Consider the following 22,707-nt stretch of genomic DNA (forward strand, 5'->3'; position numbering starts at 1 on the left):
TGGGAGTGGCAGGTTTAGCGAACCCGGAACGGGCGGCGATGCCTCGGTGAACTGCAGACCGTTCCCCTCGATAATACGGAGGGTCTCCCGGATCAAGCGTCCTCCCCGCATCGCCTGACATGGCAGCGCAACCCACCGCGGGCGAAACGGAAAAGCCCCGCAGGCGAACCTGCGGGGCCGGTTCGTGGATACCGTCGGGCGGGATCAGGAATGCGCCAGGATCGCCAGCAGCAGCAGGGCGATGATGTTGGTGATCTTGATCGCCGGGTTCACGGCCGGGCCCGCGGTGTCCTTGTAGGGATCGCCGACGGTGTCGCCGGTGACGGAGGCCTTGTGCGCCTCGGAGCCCTTGTGGTGCGTGGTGCCGGAGGCATCCGTGAAGCCGTCCTCGAAGGACTTCTTCGCGTTGTCCCAGGCGCCGCCGCCCGAGGTCATGGAGACGGCGACGAACAGGCCGGTGACGATCACGCCGAGGAGCATGGCGCCCACCGCCGAGAAGGCCTGGCTCTTCCCCGCGATCGCATAGACCACGAAGTAGGTCACGATCGGCGCGAGCACGGGCAGCAGGGAGGGAACGATCATCTCCTTGATCGCCGCGCGGGTGAGCATGTCCACCGCGCGCCCGTAATCGGGACGGTCCTTGCCGGCCATGATTCCCGGTTTCTCGCGGAACTGCCGCCGCACCTCCTCGACCACCGAACCCGCCGCGCGGCCCACCGCCGTCATCGCGATGCCGCCGAACAGGAACGGGATCAGGCCGCCGAAGAGCAGGCCCACCACCACATAGGGATTGGCGAGGGAGAAGTCCGGCTTCACGCCCTGGAAGTACGGGAAGGTCGCCGCATTCTGGGTGAAGTAGTTGAGGTCCGACGTATAGGCCGCGAACAGCACCAGCGCGCCGAGGCCCGCCGAGCCGATGGCGTAGCCCTTGGTCACCGCCTTCGTGGTGTTGCCCACCGCGTCGAGAGCGTCGGTGGACTTGCGCACCTCCTTCGGCAGGCCGGACATCTCCGCGATGCCGCCCGCGTTGTCGGTGACGGGACCGAAGGCGTCGAGCGCCACGATCATGCCGGCGAGCGCGAGCATCGCCGTCACCGCGATGGCGATGCCGAACAGACCCGCGAGGGTGTAGCCGACGATGATGCCCGCGATGATCACGAGGGCCGGAAGCGCCGTCGACTCCAGCGACACCGCGAGGCCCTGGATCACGTTGGTGCCGTGCCCTGTCACCGAGGCCTGGGCGATGGAGCGCACCGGCCGGAAGCCGACGCCGGTGTAGTACTCGGTAATGACGACGATGAGCGCCGTCACCGCAAGGCCCGCCACCGCGCACCAGAACAGCGCCTGGCCCGAATAGGACGTGCCCGGCACCGGGCCGAACCCGATGGTGAAGTACGTGACGAGGGCAATGGCCGCAATCGACAGGATTCCGGTGACGATGAGACCCTTGTAGAGGGCGCCCATGATCGACTCGTTCTGACCGAGCTTCACGAAGAACGTGCCGATGATGGAGGTGACGATGCAGGCCGCGCCGATGCCGAGCGGATAGAGCAGCATCGAATCGAGGATCGGCTGGCCGGCGAAGAAGATCGCCGCGAGCACCATGGTGGCGACCACCGTCACCGCATAGGTCTCGAAGAGGTCCGCCGCCATGCCGGCGCAGTCGCCCACGTTGTCGCCCACGTTGTCGGCGATGGTGGCCGGGTTGCGCGGGTCGTCCTCCGGGATGCCGGCCTCGACCTTGCCCACGAGATCGCCGCCCACGTCGGCGCCCTTGGTGAAGATGCCGCCGCCGAGACGGGCGAAGATGGAAATGAGCGAGGCGCCGAAGCCGAGCGCCACGAGGCTGTCGATCACCTCGCGGCTGCCGGGGGCGAGTCCCGCGATCCGGGTAAGATAGCCGAAGTAGAGGGCGACGCCGAGAAGCGCCAGGCCCGCGACCAGAAGGCCCGTCACGGCGCCGGCCTTGAAGGCCACGTCGAGGCCGCCGCCGAGGGACTGGGTCGCCGCCTGCGCGGTGCGGACGTTCGCGCGGACAGACACGTTCATGCCGATGAAGCCCGCCGCTCCCGAAAGGATGGCGCCGATGGCGAAGCCGATGGCAACGCGGATGCCGAGCAGATAGGCGATGACGATGAAGAGCACCACGCCGACCATGGCGATGGTGATGTACTGCCGCCGCAGGTACGCCTTGGCGCCTTCGGCGATCGCCGCGGCGATCTCCTGCATGCGCTGAGAGCCGGCGTCGCGCTTCATCACGTCGTTGATGGCCCAGAGGCCATAAGCTACCGAAAGAAGGCCGCCCAAGATAATCAGGGTGAGTGCCATTGTGCCATCCTTGTTATGGGAAGCAGAATGCCGCGCTCAAAGCCCGATTGTCGGCCTTGATCGGCCCTTACCCCCAGCGAAGTCTGCAAACGCTGCCAAAAATCAAGGCGGCCCGCAACGCAACTTCCGAATGACTCACAGCAAAGACTTCACGTCGCCGCGGGAACTTTCCCGCTCTTCTGCCAGGCGAGCAGGATCAGCGCGACGATCACGGGCGGGAAGACCAGCCAGTTCACGCTTTCCCAGCCGCCCGCGTTCAGAAGCTTGCCCGACGAGAATGACGCAACGGCAACCGCGCCGAACACCAGGAAGTCGTTGGCGGCCTGCACGCGCGTCCGCTCCTCCGGCCGGTAGCAGTCGGTCACCAGGGCGGTGGCGCCGATGAAGCCGAAGTTCCAGCCGATCCCGAGCAGGATCAGCGTGCCCCAGAAGTGGGCGATGGTGAGCCCCGACAGGCCGATGGCGGCGGCCAAGGCGATGAGCAGGAGGCCTGCCGCCGTGACCGGGCCCTTGCCGAAGCGCCCGATGAGGCGGCCCGTGAAGAAGCTCGGGCCGAACATGGCGAGGATGTGCCACTGGATGCCGAGGGCGGCGGCGCCGACCGGATGCCCGCAGCCGATCATGGCGAGCGGCGCCGCCGTCATGATGAAGCTCATGAGCCCGTAGGAGACGAGGCCCGCGGCCACGGCGACGATGAAGCGCGGCTGGGCGACGATCTGCCTGAGGGGCCTGCCGCCGGGCGCCCCTGCCGACGCCCTGGACGCGGGGGCCGGCGGCGGCCGCAGGAAGGAGACGACGACGAGGGAAAGGAGCGCAAGGCCCGCCTGCCCCAGGAAGCCGCCTGCGAAGGGGGCGGCGGGGATCAGGTCCCGGGTCCAGATCACCGTCTGCGGGCCGATGATCCCGGCGGCGAGGCCGCCCGTCATCACCCAGGAGATGGCCCGCGGCTTGAACGCATCCGACGCGGAATCGGTGGCGGCGAAGCGATAGCTCTGCACGAAGGAGCCGTAGAGGCCGGAAATGAAGGTGCCGAGGCAGAAGAGCACGAAGCTGGCCGAGGCGATGCCGAAGGCGGCGAGGCATCCGGCGAAGACGCAGATGGCCGCGCCGCAGATATAGGCGCTGCGGCGCCCCACACGGCGCATGAGGATGGCGGCAGGCACCGTGCCCAGGGCGAGCCCGAGATTGGTGAGGCTCACGGGCAGCGTCGCCAGTTCCTTGTTCTGCGCGAGCACCTGCCCGACGAGACCCCCGAGCGAGACGACGATCGCCGGGTTCGCCCCTCCCAGGGCCTGCGCGCAGGCGAGCACGAGGGCGTTATGGCGGGCGAGGCCGTCCGCCCGGGGAGCCGCCGCATCAGAAGTGAGAGAAGGAGCCGACATCGTACCGTCTTTCGCCTGCCGCTGTCCGAAAGACCGGTGCCCCGTGTCCCGGGACGACCTGGCCGATGACGGAAAGCGCAATGCCGCACCCTTCCGCCTCCAGGCGCAGCCTGTCGAGTTTTTTTTCCGGAACGGCACAGAGGATCTCGTAATCGTCCCCGCCCGTGACGATCCGGTCGATCAGTCCGGGCTCGGCCCGCACGGCCCTGGCGGCAGCGGGCGAGAGCGGCACGCGGTCCAGATCGACCGTGGCGGAGACTCCGCTTGCCCGCATCATCTTGGCGAGGTCGCCGGCGAGACCGTCCGAGACGTCCATGGATGCGCGGGCGTTCTCCCGCAGGGCGGCCGCGAGCCGGTGCCGGGGCTGCGGGTGGAGGTAGCGGGCCGCCAGGAAATCCCTCTCGCCGGCATCGAGCGCCGCCGCCCAGGCCGGGTCGCCGCGCAGGTCGAGGCCGAGGGCCCCGTCGCCGATGGTGCCGGTGACGCACAGGATGTCGCCCGCCTTGGCGGCCGTGCGCGGCACCATGCGGCCGGCCGGCACCTCCCCGAGAGCGGTGACGGACAGGGTCAGGGCCCCCTTCGCCTTCACGGTGTCCCCCCCGAGGAGAGGGCAGCCGAAATCGCCCGCGGCCTCCCCGAGTCCTGCGGCGAAGGCCGCGAGCCAGGACTCGGTCCAGTCCTCCGGCAGGGCGAGGGCCAGCAGGAAGCCGACCGGCTCGGCCCCCTTCGCGGCAAGGTCGGACACGTTCACGCCGAGCGCCTTGCGCGCCACCGAGTCCGGCGGGTCGCCGGGCAGGAAGTGAACCGTCTCGACGAGAGCGTCCGTCGTCACCACGAGGTCGTGGCCGGGACGCGGGCTGATGCAGGCCGCGTCATCCTTCAGCCCCAGCCCTCCCGCCGCCGCGAGCGGCGCGAAGAAGCGGGCGATGAGAGCGTCCTCCGAGGGGCGAGGCGCGGATGCCATGGGCCGTAGCCTCCCCGTCCAGCCGGTCCTAGCGCTTCGGGTGCCCGGCGGCCTTCTTCTCGAGCTCGCCCGCGCGCACGTCGCGGGCGAGCGTGTCGAGAACGGCGTTCACGAGGCCCGGTTCGTCCTCGTGGTAGAAGCCGTGGGCCACGTCGACGTATTCGGAGATCACCACGCGCGCGGGAACGTCCTTGCGGAACATCAGCTCGTAGGCGCCGGCGCGGAGGATCGCCCGCAGCACCGCCTCGATGCGTTTCAAGGGCCAGCCCTCGGCGAGGGCCTTGTCGATCTTCACGTCGATGGGGCGCTGGTTCTGCACCACGCCCGAAAGGATGTTGCGGAAGAATTCCAGGTCCGAGGGCTGGAATTCGATGCCCTCGACCTCCCGGCCGATCCAGAACGCCTCGAACTCGGCGAGGGCATCGATCACGCCCTTGCCGGACACGTCCATCTGATAGAGGGCCTGCACGGCTGCGAGACGCGCGGCCGAACGCTCTGCGGGCTTCGCCATGGTCAGGCCTCCTGAAGCTTGCGCCGGATGCGCAGGACGGCGAGGGCCGCCTCGACGGCGCCCCCGCCCTTATTCAATTCGCCGACCCGGGCGCGGGTCCAGGCCTGCTCGTCGTTCTCCACGGTGAGGATGCCGTTGGCGAGGGGGATGCGGCGCTCCACCGACAGGTCCATGAGGGCCCGGGCGCTCTCGCCCGCAACGATGTCGTAATGCCCCGTCTCGCCGCGGATGACGCAGCCCAGCGCCACCACCGCATCGTAGGGCCGCCCGGCCCTCTCCGCCGCATCGAGGGCGATGGCCACGGTGGCGGGAATCTCCAGCGCGCCGTCGACGGTCAGAACGTCGACGCTGGCCTGCGCCGCCTCGGCCGCCTGCCGGGCGCCGCGCAGCAACTCGTCGGCGATGTCGTCGTAGAACCGGGCCTCGACCACGAGGATCCGGGCTCCGGGAACCGGCGGGCGTTCGTTTGAGGACTTCGTATGCGCAACCATGGAAAACCGATCTGCAATGTGCCGATGGCGCCGGGCCCATCCGCCCTCGGCATCGCCCGGGAGGACCGGGACGGCGGCACGGCGGAGAGGCCAGCGCTCTCTGAGATGCCCCGCCATGCGAGCCGGAACGATGGACCGTCCGTCCGGCGGGGTTTCGTCCCTGTTCCCGGAGGTGAAAGCGACGCGCTCCGTAGGGAAGGTTTCGCGCGTCCCCTACCCTGCCCGGCGCGCCTCCGCAAGCCGTGCCACGTAGCGCGCCATCAAATCGACCTCCAGATTTACCGGATCGCCGACCTGACGATCCCCCCAGGTGGTGACGGCAAGCGTATGCGGGATGATCAGGACGGAGAACACGTCGTCGTTGACCGAGTTCACGGTCAGCGACGTGCCGTCGAGGCAGACGGAGCCCTTCTCCGCGATGAAGGGAGCGAGCGCCGCGGGCGCCTTGACGTAGAAGCGGGCCGTCGGCCCCCACGGGTCGTCGCCTGCGGTGATCGCCTCCCGCGCGACGATCGACGCGACCCCGTCCACATGGCCGGTGACCATGTGTCCGCCGAGTTCGTCGCCGATCTTCAGGGAGCGCTCAAGGTTGATGCGCGTCCCGGCCTCCCAGTGAGGGACCGTGGTGCGCTCCAGCGTCTCGCTCGCCGCATCCACCTCGAACCAGCAGCCGCCCTCGCGCGCGCCGACCGCCACCACCGTGAGGCAGGGCCCGCCGCAGGCGATGGACGCGCCGAGCGCGATGGTTTCGGGATCGTAGGACGCATGGATCCGCAGGCGCCGCAGGGTTCCCTGCGCGCCTTCCACCGCGACGACCTCGCCAATGTCGGTGACGATACCGGTGAACATCAGGGTCTCTCCCAGAACATGAACAGATCGGAGCCCAGCTGCTCCTCGCCGGCGGGGCGCAGGCCGTCCATCCGCTCCTGGAGGGCGAGGCCCAGGGCCGGAACGTCGCCCCGGCCCCGTCCGGACCCGCCGGTCACCAGCACGAGGTCGTCCACCAGGTCGAGCCGCGCCAGCGCATCCGCCAGGGCGGGCCCGCCCTCGCAGAGGACGCTGGTGAGCCCGCGCTCGCCCAGGCGGCGCAAGGCCTCCGGCAGCAGGGCGCGGCCCTCCCCGTCCGCCGGGACGCGGATCACCTCCACGCCCGCCGCAGCGAGGGCGCGCTCGGCCTCGACGGGCGCCGCCTCGGTGGCGACGACCCAGGTCGGCCGCTCCCGCGCTCCGGCGACCACCTTCGATCCGAGGGGGATCCGCAGGCGGCTGTCGACGACGACGCGCAGGGGGGACCGCTGCCCGAGCCCCGGCAGGCGCACGGTCAGGAGCGGGTCGTCCGCGAGGATCGTCCCGACCCCCACCATGACCGCGTCCGCGTGGGCGCGCATCAGGTGGACGCGTCCGTTGGCGATCTCGCCCGTGATCATGAGGCGCGGCCCCTGGCGCGAGCCCGCGAATCCCTCCGTGGTCCGGGCGAGCTTCACGGTCACCGCCGGCCGGCCCTTCGTGACCCGGACGATGTGCCCGCGGTGGACGCGCCGGGCCTCCTCGGCCATGCAGCCCACCTCGACGGCGATGCCTGCCCGGCGAAGCCGGTCGTGGCCCTTGCCGGCCACGCGGGAATCCGGGTCGGCGATGGCCGAAACCACGCGGGCGATGCCCGCCTCCGCGACGGCGTCGGCGCAGGGCGGCGTCTTGCCGTGATGGGAGCAAGGTTCCAGGGAGACGTACAGGGTCGCGCCGCGGGCCCGCTCGCCCGCCGCGGCGAGGGCGACCCGCTCCGCATGGGGACGGCCTCCGGGCTGGGTCGCGCCGACGGCGAGGATCAGCGGCTCGCCCTGCGCCTCGTCCACGATCACCGCCCCGACGGCGGGATTGGGCCAGGTCAGGCCGCGCTGGCGGGCGCCGAGCGCGATGGCGAGCGCCATGAGGCGGCGGTCATGGGGAGATCCCCCGGGCGCGGGATCTCCTGAGGGGGGGGAGCCGGACATCACTCCGACCGCACGGGATTCTTCCCCGGCGCGGAAGGCTCCGCCTCGGGCTCCTCGCTCGCCAGGTGTCCCAGAATCTCTTCGAAATCCTTGGCTTCGCGGAAGTTCTTGTAGACGGACGCGAAGCGCACATAGGCCACGTCGTCGAGCCCCTTGAGCCCCTCCATGACGAGTTCGCCTACGGTCTCGCTCGACACGTCCGCGTCGCCCATGCTCTCGAGCTGCCGGACGATGCCGTTGAGCATCCGCTCGACCCGCTCAGGGTCCACGGGCCGCTTGCGCAGGGCGACCTCGACGGAGCGCTCGAGCTTGTCCCGGTCGAAGGGCACGCGCCGGCCGGAGCGCTTCACCACATAGAGCTCGCGCAGCTGCACGCGTTCGAAGGTGGTGAAGCGGCCGCCGCAATCGGGGCAGACGCGCCGGCGGCGGATGGCCGAAGAATCGTCCGTCGGCCGGGAATCCTTCACCTGCGTATCGAGGCTCCCGCAATAGGGACAGCGCATGTCGTCCGCCCAACCCTCAGCCGTAGATGGGGAAGCGGCGGGTCAGCTCGTGGACCCGGCCCTTCACGGACGCCTCGACGGCGGCGTTCGCCTCCTCGCCGTGCTTGGCGAGCCCGTCCAGGGTCTCCACGATCAGCTCGCCGACGCGGCGGAACTCCGAAACGCCGAACCCGCGCGAGGTCGCGGCCGGGGTGCCGAGGCGGATGCCCGAGGTCACCATCGGCTTCTCCGGGTCGAAGGGCACGCCGTTCTTGTTGCAGGTGATGTGCGCCCGTCCCAGGGCAGCCTCCGCGGCCTTGCCCGTGAGCTTCTTGGGGCGCAGGTCGACCAGCATGAGGTGGTTGTCCGTTCCGCCCGCGACGATGGCGTAGCCGCCCGAGACCAGCGTGTCGGCCAGGACCTTCGCGTTCTCGACGACGGACCGGGCATAGAGCTTGAACTCCGGCCGCAGGGCCTCGCCGAAGGCCACGGCCTTCGCCGCGATCACGTGCATGAGCGGACCGCCCTGGAGGCCGGGGAAGATGGCGGAGTTGATCTTCTTGGCGAGGTCCTCGTCGTTGGTGAGGATCATGCCGCCGCGCGGGCCGCGGAGGGTCTTGTGGGTCGTGGTCGTGACCACGTGCGCATGGGGGAACGGCGACGGATGGACGCCGCCCGCGACGAGGCCGGCGAAATGGGCGATGTCGACCATGAAGAAGGCCCCGACCTCGTCCGCGATCTCGCGGAAGCGCGCGAAGTCCCAGAAGCGGGAATAGGCCGAGCCGCCGGCCACGATCACCTTCGGCCTGTGCTCACGGGCCAGGCGGGCCACCTCGTCCATGTCGATGAGCTGGTCCTCCGGCCGCACCTTGTAGCTGACCACGTTGAACCACTTGCCCGACATGTTGACCGGCGAGCCGTGCGTCAGGTGGCCGCCGCAGGCGAGATCGAGGCCCATGAAGGTGTCGCCGGGCTTCATGAGGGCCATGAACACGGCCTGGTTGGCTTGGCTGCCGGAATTGGGCTGGACGTTGGCGAACCTGCAGTCGAACAGGCGCTTGGCGCGCTCGATGGCGAGCTCCTCCGCGATGTCGACGAACTGGCAGCCGCCATAGTACCGGCGGCCTGGATAGCCTTCCGCGTACTTGTTGGTCATCACCGAGCCCTGGGCCTCCAGGACCGCCCGGGAGACGATATTCTCGGAGGCGATCAGCTCGATCTCGTCCCGCTGGCGGCCGAGCTCCAGCTCGATGGCACGGGCGATCTCCGGATCGCTGTCGGCGAGGCTTGCCGAGAAAAAGCTGTTGGACAGGTGGCTGCGTGCCGCTTCGCTCGCGCTCATGGTAGACCTCGCCTGCTGCGATTGCCCCCTTAAATGTGGGGATCGGGCTCGTGCGATCCAGCGCCCCGGGGCAATCTCGTCGAACTTCGGTTCGAGGCCTTTAACATGGGCCATGGAACCGCGCCAAGCCGCCCGCAGGCCTTTCGAAACGACACGGCCCGCCTCTCGGGCGGGCCGTCGCGCAGGCGGAACGGGATACCGTCAGTTCTGCAGGAACATCTCCTGGTCCGGCTCGTTCGGAACCCGGCTCGCCACGGGGATCGAGCTTCCGAGGCCGTCCTTGTTGTAGATGTCGTCCCGGAACTGGACGAGGCCGTCGGGCGTGGCCCAGGCCGTGATGTAGACCCAGTAGATCGGAACGGGCTGGGCCAGCCGCGCATCGATGCGCTCCCCGGACTTGAAGACCGCGTCGATCTGCTCGCGGCTCCAGCCGGGCGTGTCCTTGAGGAGCCATTCGATGTAGTCGCGCACGTTCTGCACGCGCACGCAGCCGGACGAGACGAAGCGGAAGTCGTCGCCGAAGATGCCCTTCGAGGGCGTGTCGTGCATGTAGACCCCGTGCGGGTTCGGGATGTTGATGCGCACGAAGCCCATGGAGTTCAGGTCGCCGCCGGGATCCTGCCGGAAGCGGTAGCGGGTCGCCTCGTCGGAGAACCAGTTGACCTGGCTGGGGCTGATCTCCTGGCCGGCGCCGTTGAAGATGCGGATCCGGTTCTCCGTCAGGTAGTTCGGCTCCTTCTGCATCTTCGGGATCAGGTCCTTGCGGATGATCGAGGCCGGGACAGTCCAGAAGGGATTGAAATTGATCTCGACCACCTTGGAATTCATGATCGGAGACTGGCGGTCGATCTTGCCGACGCCCGCGGCGTGGCGGGTGTGGACCGTGCCGTTCTCCACCGTCTCGACCAGCGCGGCGGGAATGTTCACGGTCACGTAGCGCTGGCCGAGATTGCCGGAGAAGCTGCGCAGGCGCACCACGTTGATCTCGAGCTGGCGGATGCGCACCTCCACCGGCACATTCATGGCGGCGACGGTGGCGGCGGTCATCGTGCCGGTCGAGCTGAGGCCGTGCCGGGCCTGAAACCGGCGCACGCCGGCCTCGACGTAGGAATCGTAGATGGGCGATTCGCCGGCCGCCGGATCGAGGTCGCCCGTGACGATCAGGCGCTGCCGCAGCGCCATGACGGCCGGGCTCTTGGCGCCGACCCGCAGCCCCTCGACCCCGCGCACCGGCTGCCAGCCCCCGCGGGCTGCGATGTCCCGGTACTGCGCGATGGTCTGCTCCGTCGCCGCCAGGGTGTCGGCGGAGAGCATCGGGGTCGTCGTGCGGCGGATCCGGGTCCGCGAAGCGGCCTCGTAATTCTGCGACCACTCGGCCTGGTTCCCGGCGAACTGCTGAGCCAAGGCCGCCGTAGCCGGAGTGAAGACGAGGGCAAGCGATCCTGTCAGGAGAGTGCGGCGAGACAACATGAGCGCGGGCATTCCGGTTGTTTCAAGGACGGGCGAAAGCAGAGGAACTTCTTCCTTAACCGCCTTCAATCCCTGCGGAAAATGCCGGGATTGGATTAAGGAACGGTATCGAAAACCAGGAACATCGGGGCCGATTTATGGCAAATCGGCCGGGCCGGACGCCCGATGGCCTTCGATTCCATGTTCCCGTCGTTCTAATCGAGACCTGTGTGATTCCGGATACACTCTTTCGTGATCGGTCCTATCCCTAGGAAGCCGCGTCTAGGAAGGAACTCGAAGAATCGCCGCCAAGCCATTCGGTCCCAAGGGACGACGGCGTCTCACCTGTCAAGCGCCTCGAGCCAGGCGATCCCGAGATAGAAGACGATGAGGGACAGGAAGAACGTAATCGTCAGGAAGCCGCTGGAGACGACGCTGGGAAAGAAAGCCGCCAGCACCAGATGGCTCATGACGGCCAGAAGCCACATGATCCCTCCCCAGGTGCTCGCCATCCAGAGCCCGACGGCGGCGATGAGGTCGATGAGGGCGAAATAGATGATCGTCGCCTGATAGAGCATGGGCCGGCTCTCGAATTGGCCGGGCGTCCAGACGCCGAGGATCACCGCCCAGGCGCTGAGCCCCTTCATGATCCAAAGGATCGAGAGGACGCGCATGTACCAGGTGAGAATGAAGCTCCAGCGCAGGGCGGCCTTCGCCGCAGGACGCTCCTCGATCCGGTCCGAGGCCTGATCCCTGGCGAGGTCGAGGGTCCCCTTCTGGCTGGAAGAGCGGGGCATCAGGCGATCTCCAGTTCGTCGGGCCCGAGGCTGGCGAAATAGGCCTCCACGGCGGCCGGATCGACCTCGTCGAGGCTGGCCGGGCGCCAGCGGGGCTTCCCGTCCTTGTCGATCAGGGTCGCCCGGACGCCCTCGTAGAAATCGTGGCCTTCGACGATCCGCGAGACGATGCGGTACTCGGTCCGCATGGCCTCGGCGAAATCGAGCGATCCGCCCCGCCTCACCTGCTCGAAGGCGATGAGCAGGCTGGTGGGCGATTTCGACCGTATGGTGGCGGCGAGCGAGCTCGCGAAATCGGAACCCTTGCCGGCCGCCTCGTCGAGGCGGCGCAGGACCGCGGGCACGCTCTCCGCCGAGAAGCAGGCGTCGATCAGGTCCCTATGGGCCGAGAGGGGCGCAGGCCCCGGGTTCACGGCCGCCGCGGACAGGGCCCGGTCCACCGGCACGCCCTCGACGAGAGCCTCCCTGACCTCTTCCATCCGGGCCCCGTCCACCGCGTGGGTGGCGAGGCCCAGCATCACGGCGTCGGCGCGGCGGATCCGCTCGCCCGTGAGCGCGACGTACATGCCCGTCCTGCCCGGCAGGCGCGGGAGCGCATAGGTCGCCCCCACGTCGGGGAAGAAGCCGATGCCGACCTCCGGCATGGCGAACAGGTAACGGTCCCCGGCGACCCTGTGGCTGCCATGGAGCGAGACGCCGACGCCCCCGCCCATGACGATCCCGTCGATCAGGGAGACGTAGGGCTTCGGGTAGCGCTTGATGAGCGCATTGAGCCGGTATTCCTCCTGCCAGAACGCGAGGGCCTCCGCCTTGCGGCCCGCCCGCCCGAATTCGGTCAGGTGGCGGATGTCCCCGCCTGCACAGAAGGCCTTGTCGCCCGCTCCCGTGACGATGACCCGCGTGACGGCGGGATCCGCGGCCCAGGCCTCGAGCGCCCGCGTCATCTCCCGAACCATGCCCAGGTTCAGGGCATTCAGGGCGCGGGGCCGGTTGAGCGTGACGTATCCTGCCGCGCCGCGGCGCTCGCAGAGGATGTCCGTGCTTTCGTCCATGGAAGGCTCCCCATCCTTTCATCCGGGCGGCTTAAAACAAGTGCCGGCAGGCCCGTCAATCGAGCGAGGCCGAGCTTGGCCGCCGGCGCCGCCTGCCGCAACCCTCTCATGCAGCTCCGAACCCTTTTTTAGACTCGCTCGAATGTGCTAACCCTCTGCCATCCGCCGGCGCGAGGAGCCGGCACCGGACCAGGATCCATGTCGAAGCCCTTCCCCCTTCATCGTCCCGCCTCCCAGAACGAGGCCGCGCCGTCCCTGCAGCTGGCCCAGCGGCCGCGCCGCAACCGGAAGGCCGAGTGGTCGCGACGGCTGGTGCGGGAGAACGTGCTGACCGTCGACGACCTGATCTGGCCGATCTTCCTCACCGAGGGCGCGAGCGGGCGCGAGCCGGTTCCCTCCATGCCCGGCGTGGAGCGCCTGACGGTGGCCGAGGCGGTGCGGGAGGCCGAGAAGGCCGCGGCGCTGCGGATCCCGGCGCTGGCGCTCTTTCCCAACACCGATCCGTCCCTGCGGGACCCGACGGGTTCGGAGTCCCTCAATAACCGCAACCTGGTGTGCCGCACGGTCCGGGAGATCAAGCGGGCGGTCCCGGAGATCGGCATCATCACCGACGTGGCCCTCGACCCCTACACCAGCCACGGCCACGACGGCGTGATGGAGGGCGAGCGCATCCTCAACGACGAGACGGTGGCGCTTCTGGCGCGCCAGGCCGTGCTCCAGGCCGAGGCGGGCGCGGACGTCATCGCTCCCTCCGACATGATGGACGGACGGGTCGGCGCGATCCGGCAGGCGCTGGACGAAGCGGGCTTCCAGGACGTGCAGATCATGGCCTATGCGGCCAAGTACGCCTCCGCCTTCTACGGCCCGTTCCGGGACGCCATCGGCACCAGCGCGACGCTGGTGGGCGACAAGCGCACCTACCAGATGGACCCGGCCAACTCGGACGAGGCCCTGCGGGAGGTCGCCCTGGACCTCGACGAGGGTGCGGACATGATCATGGTCAAGCCCGGCCTGCCCTATCTCGACATCGTCCGGCGCGTGAAGGACACCTTCGCGGTCCCGACCTTCGCCTACCAGGTCTCCGGCGAGTACGCGATGATCCAGGCCGCGGCGGCGAACGGATGGCTCGACGGAGACAAGGCGATGATGGAGAGCCTCCTCGCCTTCAAGCGTGCGGGGGCGGACGGAATCCTGACCTACTTCGCGCCGCGGATCGCGGAGAAGCTGAAGTCGCAGGGCTGATCGCCGCCCATGGCGCGTTCCGGCCCGTTCCGAGCATGGCCGTTCCTCCTGCTCGGTCCGGCGTCGGCGCTGCTTGCCGGCTGCGCCCTCTCGGTCGACGCGGAACAGACCCGGGTCTGCCGCAGCGCCCTGCCCGCCCTCAATCCCGGAGCCCGGATCACCGTTCAACGGGTCGAGCGGGGCGGAAGCGCCCGGAGCATCGTCGTCTTCTACACGGCGGAACACCCCGACCGCCGGCCCCTCGACCGGTTCGCGGTCTGCCGCTTCGCCGCCGAGGGGCTCTCCCCGGGCAAGGCCGACCTGATCGCCCTCGCGACCGAGGCGGGCCCGATCTCCGGCGCGAGCCTCTATTTCCTCAAGCACTACTACATCGACACCCCCGAAGGCGTGGCGGGCGATCCGGGGAGCCCGCCCCTGGCGGAGGTGGCGGAAATCCCGCAGGAAGCCGCCTATTCCCTGCAGCAGCTCGTCTCCAGCCTGCCGCGCACGGCGATCTACGCCCTCCTTTCGGTAGCCTACGCGCTCGTGTTCGGCCTGAGCGGACGCATCAACCTCGCCTTTGGCGAACTCGCCGCCGTGGGAGGCGCCGCAACCGTGACCGGAGCGGCCCTCGCGCTCGCGGCAGGCATCGGCCTGCCGGCGGTCGGCCTCAGCGCCGGTCTCCTCGCCGCCCTGTTCGCGGGCGCGATGCACGGTGCCGCAGGCGGCATGCTTACGATAGGGAAAATCAGAGCCGCGAGCACCCAGCCGAGCCTGATCGCGACCGTCGGCCTCTCGCTTTTTCTCATGGAATATCTCCGCCTCGTGCAGAGCCCGGTCACGGTCTGGCTGCCGCCGGTCTGGTCGGAGCAATGGCCCCTGGCCCGGGCGGGGGACTTCCTCGTGACCCTCACGCCGATCTCCCTCGTCACGGCGGCCGTCGGCCTTTTCGCCTCCCTGAGCCTGATGCTCGTCATGAAGGCGACGCCGTTCGGCCTCGCCTGGCGGGCCTATGCGGACGACGCCCGGGCCGCGATGCTGTTCGGCGTGAACGGCGGGCGGCTCCTGGTGCAGACCCTGGCCCTCGCCGGCGCCATGGCCGGTCTCTCCGGCATGCTGATCGTGGCGCAGTACGGCGGCCTCGGCTTCGCGGGCGGGTTCCAGTACGGTCTCAAGGCGCTGATCGCCGCCATCGTCGGCGGAATCGGCTCGATTCCCGGCGCTCTCCTCGGCGGCGTCGCCGTGGGATTGTTCGAGACCCTCTGGTCGGCTTATCTACCCATCGAGGCCCGGGACGTGGCGCTCTATGCCGCCCTGGTGGTGTTTCTGATCTTCCGCCCCGGGGGCCTGCTCGGAATGAGGGAACTGACGCCGCGCAGCGTCTGACGGACGAAGCAACAAGAACGACCGACACCGGAGGGAACCGTGGCAGACTTCGCCATCACCATCGACGACATCAGGAAGGCCGCCGCCACCATCAGGGGACAGGTGCTGCGCACGCCCCTGGTTCCGGCGCCGCGCCTGTCGCAGCTGACCGGCGCCACGGTCTGCGTGAAGCACGAGAACATGCAGCCGACCGGCTCGTTCAAGGAGCGGGGCGCGGTGGTCAAGCTGGAGAGCCTCACGCCGGAGGAGCGCCGCCGCGGCGTCATCGCCATGTCGGCCGGCAACCACGCCCAGGCGGTCGCCTATCACGCGCGACGGCTCGGGATCCCCGCCACCATCGTGATGCCCGAAGGCACTCCCCTGGTGAAGGCGCAGAACACCCGCGCCTACGGCGCGAGGGTCATCCTCTACGGCGAGACGCTCTACGAATCGGCCGGCCGGGCCCGCCAGATCGCCGCCGAGGAGGGGCTCGTCTTCGTGCACCCCTACGACGATCCCAAGGTCATGGCCGGCCAGGGCACCATCGGGCTCGAGATCCTGGAGGACGCGCCGGAGGTCGACCAGATCGTGGTGCCCATCGGCGGCGGCGGGCTCATCTCCGGGATCGCCGTGGCCGCCAAGGCCCTCAATCCCGCCGTCGAGATCGTCGGGGTCGAGGCCGCCCTCTATCCCTCCTTCCAGAACGCCATCCGCCACGAGGACAGGCCGATCGGCGGAGCGACCCTGGCGGAAGGCATCGCCGTGAAGGCCGTGGGCCAGCTCGCCCTCCCCGTCGTCAGGGAGCTGGTCTCCGACATCGTCCTGGTGGAGGAGGCGCTGATCGAGCGGGCGGTCAACGCCTACGCCACCCTGCAGCGCACCATGGCCGAGGGGGCGGGCGCGGCGGGGCTCGCCGCCATGCTCGCCCAGCCGGAGCGCTTCCGGGGCAAGCGGGTCTGCCTCGTCCTGTGCGGCGGCAACATCGATGCGCGCATCCTCGCCTCCGTCATGGTCCGCGAGCTGGAGCGGGACGAGCGGATCACGTCGTTCCGCATCACCTCGAACGACCGTCCCGGCCTGCTCGGCAAGGTGGCGAGCCGCCTGGGGGATCTCGGCGCCAACATCCTGGAGGTGTCGCACGGCCGCCTGTTCCTCGACGTGCCGGCCAAGGGGGTTTCCATCGACATCACTATCGAAACCCGCGACAGACAACATACATGGGAGATATTCGAAGCCCTGGCGGCCGACGGGCTGGCACCGAAGCGGATCGATTCGCACTGCCTGTCCGAGACCGCCTATTGAGAGGAACCGACCATGGCGACCCGCCCAGTCCCGACCATCAACCCGGCGGCCTATGCCCTCGACCGCTACGCGACCGAGGGCGTTATCGGCCGCCGCTTCTGGGCCTACCTGATCGACCTGGTGGTGATCGCGTTCTGGTTCCTGCTGGTGTGCTTCGCCCTCGTCGTTCTCGGTCCGCTCACCCTGGGCCTGACCTGGTTCGCCCTCGCCATCGGGCTGCCGATCGCGGGGCTGACCTTCGTGATCTACAATGCCCTGACCATCGGCGGCCCCGCGCAGGCGACCGTCGGCATGCGGGCCATGGGCCTGCGGGTGGTCGATCCCCATACTGGCGCGCCGGTGTCGATGCTGGCGGCGGCCGTCCACGCCCTCCTCTTCTACGTGGCGATCTCCACCTTCCTTCTCTGGGCCTGCGACGTGCTGATCGGCTTCGCCCGCGACGACCGCCGCTTCGCGCGCGACCTCCTCACGGGCATGATGGTGGTGCGCGCCTGATGCGAGGCCGCGGGCCTGCGGCATTCCGGGCTTTTCCGGCGAGCCCTCTTTTTGTGGACGGCACGGGCACCAATGTTATCCTTGGGCGTTGAGTTAGCGCTCAAGGTTCCTCATTGGGGCAAGAGAAAAGCTTGACGAGTCAGCCTCGCGACGCACCGCAATTCTATCTCACATCCCCGTCCGCGTGCCCCTACCTGCCGGGCAAGGAGGAGCGGAAGGTCTTCACCCACATCGTGGGGCGCCGCGGCCGGGAGCTGAACGAGCTCCTGACCCAGGGCGGCTTCCGCCGGTCGCAGACCATCGCCTACCGGCCCGCCTGCGATGCCTGCCGCGCCTGCGTCTCGGTCCGCGTCCTCGTGGACGAGTTCAGGCCCTCCGGCAATCTCCGGCGGGTCCTGCGCGACAACGGGGACCTGATCGGCAACCCGATTCCCAACCGGCCGACTTCGGAACAGTATTCCCTCTTCCGGCGCTACCTCGACGCCCGCCATGCCGACGGAGGCATGGCCGACATGACGGTGCTCGACTATTCCATGATGGTCGAGGACAGCCACGTGGACACGCACATCGTCGAGTATCGCCGCCGCGGCATCGACAGCGGGATCACGGGACGGGGCGAAGGCGACCTCGTCGCTGTCTGCCTCACCGACCAGATGAGCGACGGCCTCTCGATGGTCTATTCCTTCTACGATCCCGACCTGCAGCACAGGAGCCTCGGGACCTTCATCATCCTCGACCACATCGCCCGCGCGAAGGCACTGGGCCTTCCGTATCTGTATCTGGGCTACTGGGTCGAGGGCTCGAAGAAGATGGGCTACAAGGCCCGCTTCAAGCCGCAGGAACGGCTCCTGCCGCACGGCTGGGCGCGGGTGGATTGACGGAAGTGCGTCTCTCGAGGCGCCTCCGATTTCGAAACTTCAGCCGTTATCCTTGGAGATGTTCGGCGGATGCTTCCGCGGCCGGTTTTGGGCTCTTCCCGGCCATGCGGAAGGAAGCGGCCGTTCCATCAAAGCGCTCGGCACCGGACACGTGGCTTGGGTTGGATACGGCAGCCTCCAGGGCACGGTCGGCCGCATGGACCGCCGACCCGGTCGGGAGAGAGGGCGCCACAGCCTGGGCACCTGCCAGAACCGGGGAAACGCAAGGTCAGGCGGGGAGTGATGCGCGAGCGACCGTCGAGGCATCCTTTCGCGTAAAGCGGTGGAGCCGCCGAAACGGCAGCCTTCGCTTTCCTTATCGGAAATCCCCCTTGACCGAGTTCTCCGAAGGAGGACGCTGAACCGGAAATCGAGACTGCGCGGGGCTGGAGCCTAGCCCTGTGCCGTCCCCCGAAGCCGGTCCGTCACCGCGACGATGCTCTCGGTCATGCCGGGGTCCCGGGCATCGTGTCCGGCCCCGCTGACGATGATGAGTTCGCTACCTGGCCAGTGTTGCGCGAGCCGCCAAGTGGTGACGAGAGGGCTGCCGATGTCCAGGCGGCCATGGATCAGGACTCCCGAGATCCCCGCTAGGCGCCCCATGTTTCGCAGCAGCACCTCGTCTTCGAGCCACGCCTCGTTGCGCCAGTAATGGGTGACGAGCCGTGCGAAGCCGAGCCGAAATGCCGGATCCTCGTAACGTGAGTGGGGCTTGTGCCCCGGATGCACGGCGACGATCGCCATTTCCCAGTCGCACCAATCCCGCGCCGCTTTGCCATGGACGGCGGGATCCGGATCCATGAGAAGGCGATGATAGGCCTCGACGAGGCTTCCATCCCGTTCCGCTTCGGGAACGCCGTTCCGGAAACGTTCAAAGGCTTCGGGAAAGAAAGCGCCGACTCCCCGGGTGATCCACGCGATTTCCGAAGCCGTCGTGGTGGCGACGCTGAACAGAACCAGGTTGCTCACCCGTTTGGGATGTCGCTGAGCATAGGCGAGCGCTAGCGTCGATCCCCAGGATCCGCCCAGCACGAGCCAGCGCCCGATATTCAAATGCTGCCGCAGGCGCTCGATATCGTCGAGGAGATGGAGAGTCGTATTGGTGGAAAGATCGATGTCCGGAGCACTCGCATGGGGCGTGCTTCGCCCGCTCCCGCGCTGATCGAATAGGACGATGCAATACGCACCGGGATCGAAATATCGCCGCGCCTGGACGGAGCAGCCGGAACCCGGGCCGCCGTGAAGCACGAGGGCGGGCTTGCCCGCAGGATTCCCGCAAACTTCCCAATAGATGCGATGCCCGTCGCCCGCATCGAGCATGCCGGAATCGAATGGATCGATGGAAGGATAAAGGCTGGCCATCGGCTTGTGTACCATCCCCGAGGCATCCCTGAAACGGCACCGGGGCGGCCTCAGCGACCACCCCGGGGCAGTGACAACGAGAGAGGGTTACCCGGCGCTATTCCCCGAACGTGTTGCTCTTCGGAAAACCCTTCGGCGGCAGGCGGCCCGCCTCGGCACGGTTGGCGATCCAGTCGCGCAGGTCCTCCTTGGCCACGGTCCAGGTGCGGCCGGCGGTATCCTTCCAGGTCAGGCCCTCCTTGAGCTTGAAGACCTTCGCGTCGGAAACGCCGCCGTCCTTGTAGCGCTGCAGGCGCACGCCCTTGCCGCGGCTCATCTCCGGCACCTGCTTCACGGGGAAGATCAGGAGCTTGCGGTTCTCGCCGATGATGGCGATGTGGTCGCCCTCTCCTTCGGTGCAGACGACGGCGCGCGCCGGGGCGTCCAGATTGAGCACCTGCTTGCCCTTGCGGGTATTGGCCGTGACCTCGTCGGCGGGGGCGATGAAGCCGCGCCCGTCGGAGCCGACCACGAGCAGCTTGGACCCGGGACGGTAGGGGAAGGCGGCGATGAAGTCGGCGCCCTCCTCCAGATCGACCATGAGGCGGATCGGGTCGCCGAAGCCGCGCCCTCCGGGCAGCTTCGAGGCGTCGAGGGTGAAGAAGCGCCCGTTGGTCGCCACGACGACGATCTTCGACGTGGTCTCGGCGAAGAACGCGGTCTTCAGGCTGTCGTCGCCCTTGAACTGCACGCCCGAGAGGTCGGCCACGTGACCCTTCATGGCGCGGATCCAGCCCTTCTGGGACACGATGACCGTGATCGGCTCGCGCTCGACCATGGCCTCCGCGAAGTCGATGTCCGAGGTGTCGGGCGCCCGGTCGAAGGTGGTGCGGCGCCGGCCGAGGGCGGTGTCGGGCCCGAAGCTCTTGCGCACCTCCTTGATCTCCGCCTGCACGGTCTTCCACTGCACCTTCTCGGAGCCGAGGAGGTTCTCGATCTTCGCCTTCTCGTCCTGCAGGCTCTTCTGTTCCCGCTTGAGCTCCATCTCCTCGAGCTTGCGCAGGGAGCGCAGGCGCGTGTCGAGGATCGCATTGGCCTGGACCTCTGTGAGCTTGAAGACGCGCATCAGCTCCGCCTTCGGCTCGTCCTCCTCGCGGATGATTTTGATCACCCGGTCGAGATCGAGATAGACGATGAGCAGGCCGCCGAGAATCTCCAGGCGCTTGTCGATGGCGGCAAGGCGGAAGCGCGAGCGGCGGATCAGCACCTCGCGGCGATGGTCGAGCCATTCGCGCAGGCATTCGGCGAGCCCCAGCACCTTCGGCACCTTGCCGCCGGCGAGCACGTTCACGTTCATGGGGATGCGGCTCTCCAGCTCGGTCAGCTTGAAGAGCGATTCCATGAGGATGATCGGATCGACCGTGCGGGCGCGGGGCTCGAGCACCACCCGGATGTCCTCCGCCGACTCGTCGCGGATGTCGGCCAGGAGCGGCAGCTTCTTCTCCTGCAGGAGTTCCGCGATCTTCTCGATGAGCCGCGACTTCGGCACCGCATAGGGGATCTCGGTGACGACGATCTGCCAGTTGCCGCGGCCGAGGTCCTCCCTGTGCCAGCGTGCCCGCACGCGGAACGAGCCGCGGCCGGTGCGGTAGGTCTCGGCGATCGTTTCCGGCGTGTCGACCACGATGCCGCCCGTCGGGAAGTCGGGCCCGGGCACGAACTGCACCAGCTGCTCCGAGGTCGCCTTCGGGTGGGCGATGAGATGGAGCGCCGCGTCGCACAGCTCCGCCGCGTTGTGGGGCGGGATCGAGGTCGCCATGCCGACCGCGATGCCCTGGGAGCCGTTGGCGAGCAGGTTCGGGAAGGCGGCCGGGAGCACCACCGGCTCCTCGTTGGCCTGGTCGTAGGTCTCGCGGAAATCGACCGCGTCCTCGTCGATCCCCTCCAGGAGGAGGCGGGCGACCTCGGTCAGGCGCGCCTCGGTGTAGCGCATGGCCGCGGCGTTGTCGCCGTCGATGTTGCCGAAATTGCCCTGCCCCTCCGCCAGCGGATAGCGCTGCGCGAAGTCCTGGGCCATGCGGACGAGGGCGTCGTAGATCGACTGGTCGCCGTGCGGGTGGTACTGACCCATCACGTCGCCGACGATGCGGGCGCATTTCTTCGGCGCGGAGCGCGGGTCGAGCCGCAGCAGCCGCATGGCATGGAGAATGCGGCGGTGGACCGGCTTCAGCCCGTCCCGGGCGTCCGGAAGGGCCCGGTGCATGATGGTGGACAGGGCATAGGCGAGATAGCGCTCTTCGAGCGCGTCCTTGAGGTGGATGGTCTCAATCTCGCCGCCTGCCGGCGGATTGACGGGCTTACCCATGCGTGAAAATCCCCAAAATCGAATCGGTTCTCATGGTTCTAGACGAGAACATAACAGAAACAAACCTGGTCGTCCCGAGCCTAATCCTCTTCCGCCGTGGCCAGGGCCACGAAGCGGGCCCGCTCCTCCGGGGCCGGCTGGCCCCGCGGATCGAACACGTTCTGATGCAGGAAGAAATCGGTGAGCGCAAATCCGTCCCTGATGTCCGAGCCCCTGGGCCGGTTGGCCCGCGTCTGGCCGATGAGGAAGCCCGGCAGCCTGAGGAGCCGGTCCTTGTAGGCCTCGCCGGCCGCCGCGCTCACCGCCCGCCCGCTCTTTGGCGAGACGTAGATGAGATCGCTGCGCGCGCCGGTGGCGGCGCAGGAGGACAGGTCGAGGCCGAAGCCCAGCTCCGCCAGCATGGCGAGTTCGAAGCGCACGAACAGGGCCGGGGCGAGGTCCCGGTCGTCCAGGTGGTCGACCAGCACGGACAGCGTCTCGTAGAGCGCGGGGTGAGGGTCCCGCTCGGGCAGGCAGCGGAGCAGGTGGGCCATGGTGGCGAGGCCGTAGAGCGCCAGCGGAGAACCCATGAAATGGGCCGCACGCATGGCGAGCCCCTCCACCTGGAAGGATCCGAGGTGCTCGTCGAGGCGCGCCCGCCAGGTCGCCTGGACCGTGTTTCCAGGCTGCAGGACCGGCTTCAGGGTCTTGGAGCGGCCGCCATGGACGAGCCCGAGATGGCGGCCGTGCTCGCGGGTCATCAGTTCGAGGATGACGCTCGTCTCGCCGTGCCTGCGCACGCCGAGAACGATGCCCTGATCGGTCCATTGCATAGGGGAAGGCCGCTTCCGGAATCCGGCTCTGCTCGGTGTCTGCGTGAAGTCTCCAATGTAGTGTCGGAACCTCGGATTTTCCAGTTCTTTCAACCACATC

General features: G+C 68.5%; 20 protein-coding genes. 5 read left to right on the forward strand and 15 right to left on the reverse strand.

All coding sequences use genetic code 11. From position 1 onward, the window contains the following. Window positions 1–204: 204 nt before the first annotated feature. The 12 genes from GDR74_RS10320 to GDR74_RS10375 form a co-directional block, all read right to left on the reverse strand. Window positions 205–2,328 carry a sodium-translocating pyrophosphatase gene (locus tag GDR74_RS10320; protein WP_152586233.1) on the reverse strand — a complete coding sequence of 708 codons (2,124 nt, stop codon included), beginning with the start codon at window positions 2,326–2,328 and terminating at the stop codon, window positions 205–207. A gap of 149 nt (window positions 2,329–2,477) precedes the next feature. Further along, the gene (locus GDR74_RS10325) at window positions 2,478–3,710 is read right to left on the reverse strand and encodes an MFS transporter (RefSeq protein WP_152586234.1); all 1,233 of its coding nucleotides are present in this window, start codon (window positions 3,708–3,710) and stop codon (window positions 2,478–2,480) included. After that, the gene (gene thiL / locus GDR74_RS10330) at window positions 3,685–4,674 is read right to left on the reverse strand and encodes a thiamine-phosphate kinase (protein WP_152586235.1); all 990 of its coding nucleotides are present in this window, start codon (window positions 4,672–4,674) and stop codon (window positions 3,685–3,687) included. The genes GDR74_RS10325 and thiL overlap by 26 nt, the downstream gene beginning before the upstream one ends. Before the next feature lie 28 nt (window positions 4,675–4,702). Continuing rightward, complete coding sequence (gene nusB / locus GDR74_RS10335; RefSeq protein WP_152586236.1) at window positions 4,703–5,185, reverse strand: transcription antitermination factor NusB; 483 nt, start codon at window positions 5,183–5,185, stop codon at window positions 4,703–4,705. Window positions 5,186–5,187: 2 nt separating this feature from the next. Further along, a complete protein-coding gene (gene ribH, locus GDR74_RS10340; protein WP_152586237.1) occupies window positions 5,188–5,676 on the reverse strand; it encodes a 6,7-dimethyl-8-ribityllumazine synthase in 489 nt (162 codons plus the stop codon). Window positions 5,677–5,889: 213 nt separating this feature from the next. Beyond that, window positions 5,890–6,525: a riboflavin synthase gene (locus GDR74_RS10345; RefSeq protein ID WP_152586238.1), complete on the reverse strand. Its 636-nt coding sequence runs from the start codon at window positions 6,523–6,525 to the stop codon at window positions 5,890–5,892. Beyond that, window positions 6,525–7,604: a bifunctional diaminohydroxyphosphoribosylaminopyrimidine deaminase/5-amino-6-(5-phosphoribosylamino)uracil reductase RibD gene (ribD, locus tag GDR74_RS10350; protein WP_152586239.1), complete on the reverse strand. Its 1,080-nt coding sequence runs from the start codon at window positions 7,602–7,604 to the stop codon at window positions 6,525–6,527. Before ribD ends, GDR74_RS10345 begins: the two co-directional genes overlap by 1 nt. A 62-nt stretch (window positions 7,605–7,666) precedes the next feature. Continuing rightward, on the reverse strand, window positions 7,667–8,170 hold the full coding sequence (gene nrdR / locus GDR74_RS10355; RefSeq protein ID WP_152586240.1) for a transcriptional regulator NrdR: 504 nt from the start codon (window positions 8,168–8,170) through the stop codon (window positions 7,667–7,669). Window positions 8,171–8,186: 16 nt separating this feature from the next. Further along, a complete protein-coding gene (gene glyA, locus GDR74_RS10360) occupies window positions 8,187–9,491 on the reverse strand; it encodes a serine hydroxymethyltransferase (RefSeq protein ID WP_152586241.1) in 1,305 nt (434 codons plus the stop codon). Between the two features lie 201 nt (window positions 9,492–9,692). Beyond that, window positions 9,693–10,961, reverse strand: a complete 1,269-nt coding sequence (locus GDR74_RS10365) for a L,D-transpeptidase family protein (protein ID WP_152586242.1) — start codon at window positions 10,959–10,961, stop codon at window positions 9,693–9,695. A gap of 320 nt (window positions 10,962–11,281) precedes the next feature. After that, complete coding sequence (locus GDR74_RS10370) at window positions 11,282–11,737, reverse strand: DUF6163 family protein (RefSeq protein ID WP_152586243.1); 456 nt, start codon at window positions 11,735–11,737, stop codon at window positions 11,282–11,284. Beyond that, window positions 11,737–12,789 (reverse strand): enoyl-CoA hydratase/isomerase family protein, encoded by a 1,053-nt coding sequence (locus GDR74_RS10375; RefSeq protein ID WP_152586244.1) that lies wholly within the window; start codon window positions 12,787–12,789, stop codon window positions 11,737–11,739. The genes GDR74_RS10370 and GDR74_RS10375 overlap by 1 nt, the downstream gene beginning before the upstream one ends. Window positions 12,790–12,987: 198 nt before the next feature. Between GDR74_RS10375 and hemB the strand changes: the two genes are divergently transcribed. The 5 genes from hemB to GDR74_RS10400 all read left to right on the forward strand — a co-directional run bounded on the left by hemB (window position 12,988) and on the right by GDR74_RS10400 (window position 18,050). Continuing rightward, window positions 12,988–14,031, forward strand: coding sequence for a porphobilinogen synthase (gene hemB, locus GDR74_RS10380; RefSeq protein ID WP_152586245.1), 1,044 nt, complete (start codon window positions 12,988–12,990; stop codon window positions 14,029–14,031). A 9-nt stretch (window positions 14,032–14,040) separates the two neighbouring features. Beyond that, entirely contained in the window at window positions 14,041–15,396 is a 1,356-nt protein-coding gene (locus GDR74_RS10385; protein ID WP_152586246.1) for a branched-chain amino acid ABC transporter permease, read from the forward strand. Window positions 15,397–15,435: 39 nt separating this feature from the next. Continuing rightward, window positions 15,436–16,677 (forward strand): threonine ammonia-lyase, encoded by a 1,242-nt coding sequence (locus GDR74_RS10390; protein WP_152586247.1) that lies wholly within the window; start codon window positions 15,436–15,438, stop codon window positions 16,675–16,677. Between the two features lie 12 nt (window positions 16,678–16,689). After that, window positions 16,690–17,172 carry an RDD family protein gene (locus GDR74_RS10395; RefSeq protein ID WP_152586248.1) on the forward strand — a complete coding sequence of 161 codons (483 nt, stop codon included), beginning with the start codon at window positions 16,690–16,692 and terminating at the stop codon, window positions 17,170–17,172. 131 nt (window positions 17,173–17,303) lie between these two features. Then, window positions 17,304–18,050, forward strand: a complete 747-nt coding sequence (locus GDR74_RS10400; protein WP_152586249.1) for an arginyltransferase — start codon at window positions 17,304–17,306, stop codon at window positions 18,048–18,050. 432 nt (window positions 18,051–18,482) lie between these two features. Here GDR74_RS10400 and pip read toward each other — a convergent pair whose 3' ends face one another. The 3 genes from pip to recO form a co-directional block, all read right to left on the reverse strand. Next, window positions 18,483–19,451, reverse strand: a complete 969-nt coding sequence (gene pip / locus GDR74_RS10405; protein ID WP_152587727.1) for a prolyl aminopeptidase — start codon at window positions 19,449–19,451, stop codon at window positions 18,483–18,485. A 97-nt stretch (window positions 19,452–19,548) separates the two neighbouring features. Then, window positions 19,549–21,795, reverse strand: a complete 2,247-nt coding sequence (gene parC / locus GDR74_RS10410) for a DNA topoisomerase IV subunit A (RefSeq protein WP_152586250.1) — start codon at window positions 21,793–21,795, stop codon at window positions 19,549–19,551. Between the two features lie 80 nt (window positions 21,796–21,875). Then, window positions 21,876–22,607 (reverse strand): DNA repair protein RecO, encoded by a 732-nt coding sequence (recO, locus tag GDR74_RS10415; protein WP_152586251.1) that lies wholly within the window; start codon window positions 22,605–22,607, stop codon window positions 21,876–21,878. Window positions 22,608–22,707 lie beyond the last annotated feature (100 nt).

It is taken from the genome of Microvirga thermotolerans, from assembly GCF_009363855.1.
Taxonomy (GTDB): Bacteria; Pseudomonadota; Alphaproteobacteria; order Rhizobiales; family Beijerinckiaceae; genus Microvirga; species Microvirga thermotolerans.

Coding starts and splice junctions, on each gene's coding strand:
- GDR74_RS10320 (WP_152586233.1), bottom strand. CDS start 2,328: ATGGCACTCACCCTGATTATCTTGGGCGGCCTTCTTTCGGTAGCTTAT.
- GDR74_RS10325 (WP_152586234.1), bottom strand. CDS start 3,710: ATGTCGGCTCCTTCTCTCACTTCTGATGCGGCGGCTCCCCGGGCGGAC.
- thiL (WP_152586235.1), bottom strand. CDS start 4,674: ATGGCATCCGCGCCTCGCCCCTCGGAGGACGCTCTCATCGCCCGCTTC.
- nusB (WP_152586236.1), bottom strand. CDS start 5,185: ATGGCGAAGCCCGCAGAGCGTTCGGCCGCGCGTCTCGCAGCCGTGCAG.
- ribH (WP_152586237.1), bottom strand. CDS start 5,676: ATGGTTGCGCATACGAAGTCCTCAAACGAACGCCCGCCGGTTCCCGGA.
- GDR74_RS10345 (WP_152586238.1), bottom strand. CDS start 6,525: ATGTTCACCGGTATCGTCACCGACATTGGCGAGGTCGTCGCGGTGGAA.
- ribD (WP_152586239.1), bottom strand. CDS start 7,604: ATGGCGCTCGCCATCGCGCTCGGCGCCCGCCAGCGCGGCCTGACCTGG.
- nrdR (WP_152586240.1), bottom strand. CDS start 8,170: ATGCGCTGTCCCTATTGCGGGAGCCTCGATACGCAGGTGAAGGATTCC.
- glyA (WP_152586241.1), bottom strand. CDS start 9,491: ATGAGCGCGAGCGAAGCGGCACGCAGCCACCTGTCCAACAGCTTTTTC.
- GDR74_RS10365 (WP_152586242.1), bottom strand. CDS start 10,961: ATGTTGTCTCGCCGCACTCTCCTGACAGGATCGCTTGCCCTCGTCTTC.
- GDR74_RS10370 (WP_152586243.1), bottom strand. CDS start 11,737: ATGCCCCGCTCTTCCAGCCAGAAGGGGACCCTCGACCTCGCCAGGGAT.
- GDR74_RS10375 (WP_152586244.1), bottom strand. CDS start 12,789: ATGGACGAAAGCACGGACATCCTCTGCGAGCGCCGCGGCGCGGCAGGA.
- hemB (WP_152586245.1), top strand. CDS start 12,988: ATGTCGAAGCCCTTCCCCCTTCATCGTCCCGCCTCCCAGAACGAGGCC.
- GDR74_RS10385 (WP_152586246.1), top strand. CDS start 14,041: ATGGCGCGTTCCGGCCCGTTCCGAGCATGGCCGTTCCTCCTGCTCGGT.
- GDR74_RS10395 (WP_152586248.1), top strand. CDS start 16,690: ATGGCGACCCGCCCAGTCCCGACCATCAACCCGGCGGCCTATGCCCTC.
- pip (WP_152587727.1), bottom strand. CDS start 19,451: ATGGCCAGCCTTTATCCTTCCATCGATCCATTCGATTCCGGCATGCTC.
- parC (WP_152586250.1), bottom strand. CDS start 21,795: ATGGGTAAGCCCGTCAATCCGCCGGCAGGCGGCGAGATTGAGACCATC.
- recO (WP_152586251.1), bottom strand. CDS start 22,607: ATGCAATGGACCGATCAGGGCATCGTTCTCGGCGTGCGCAGGCACGGC.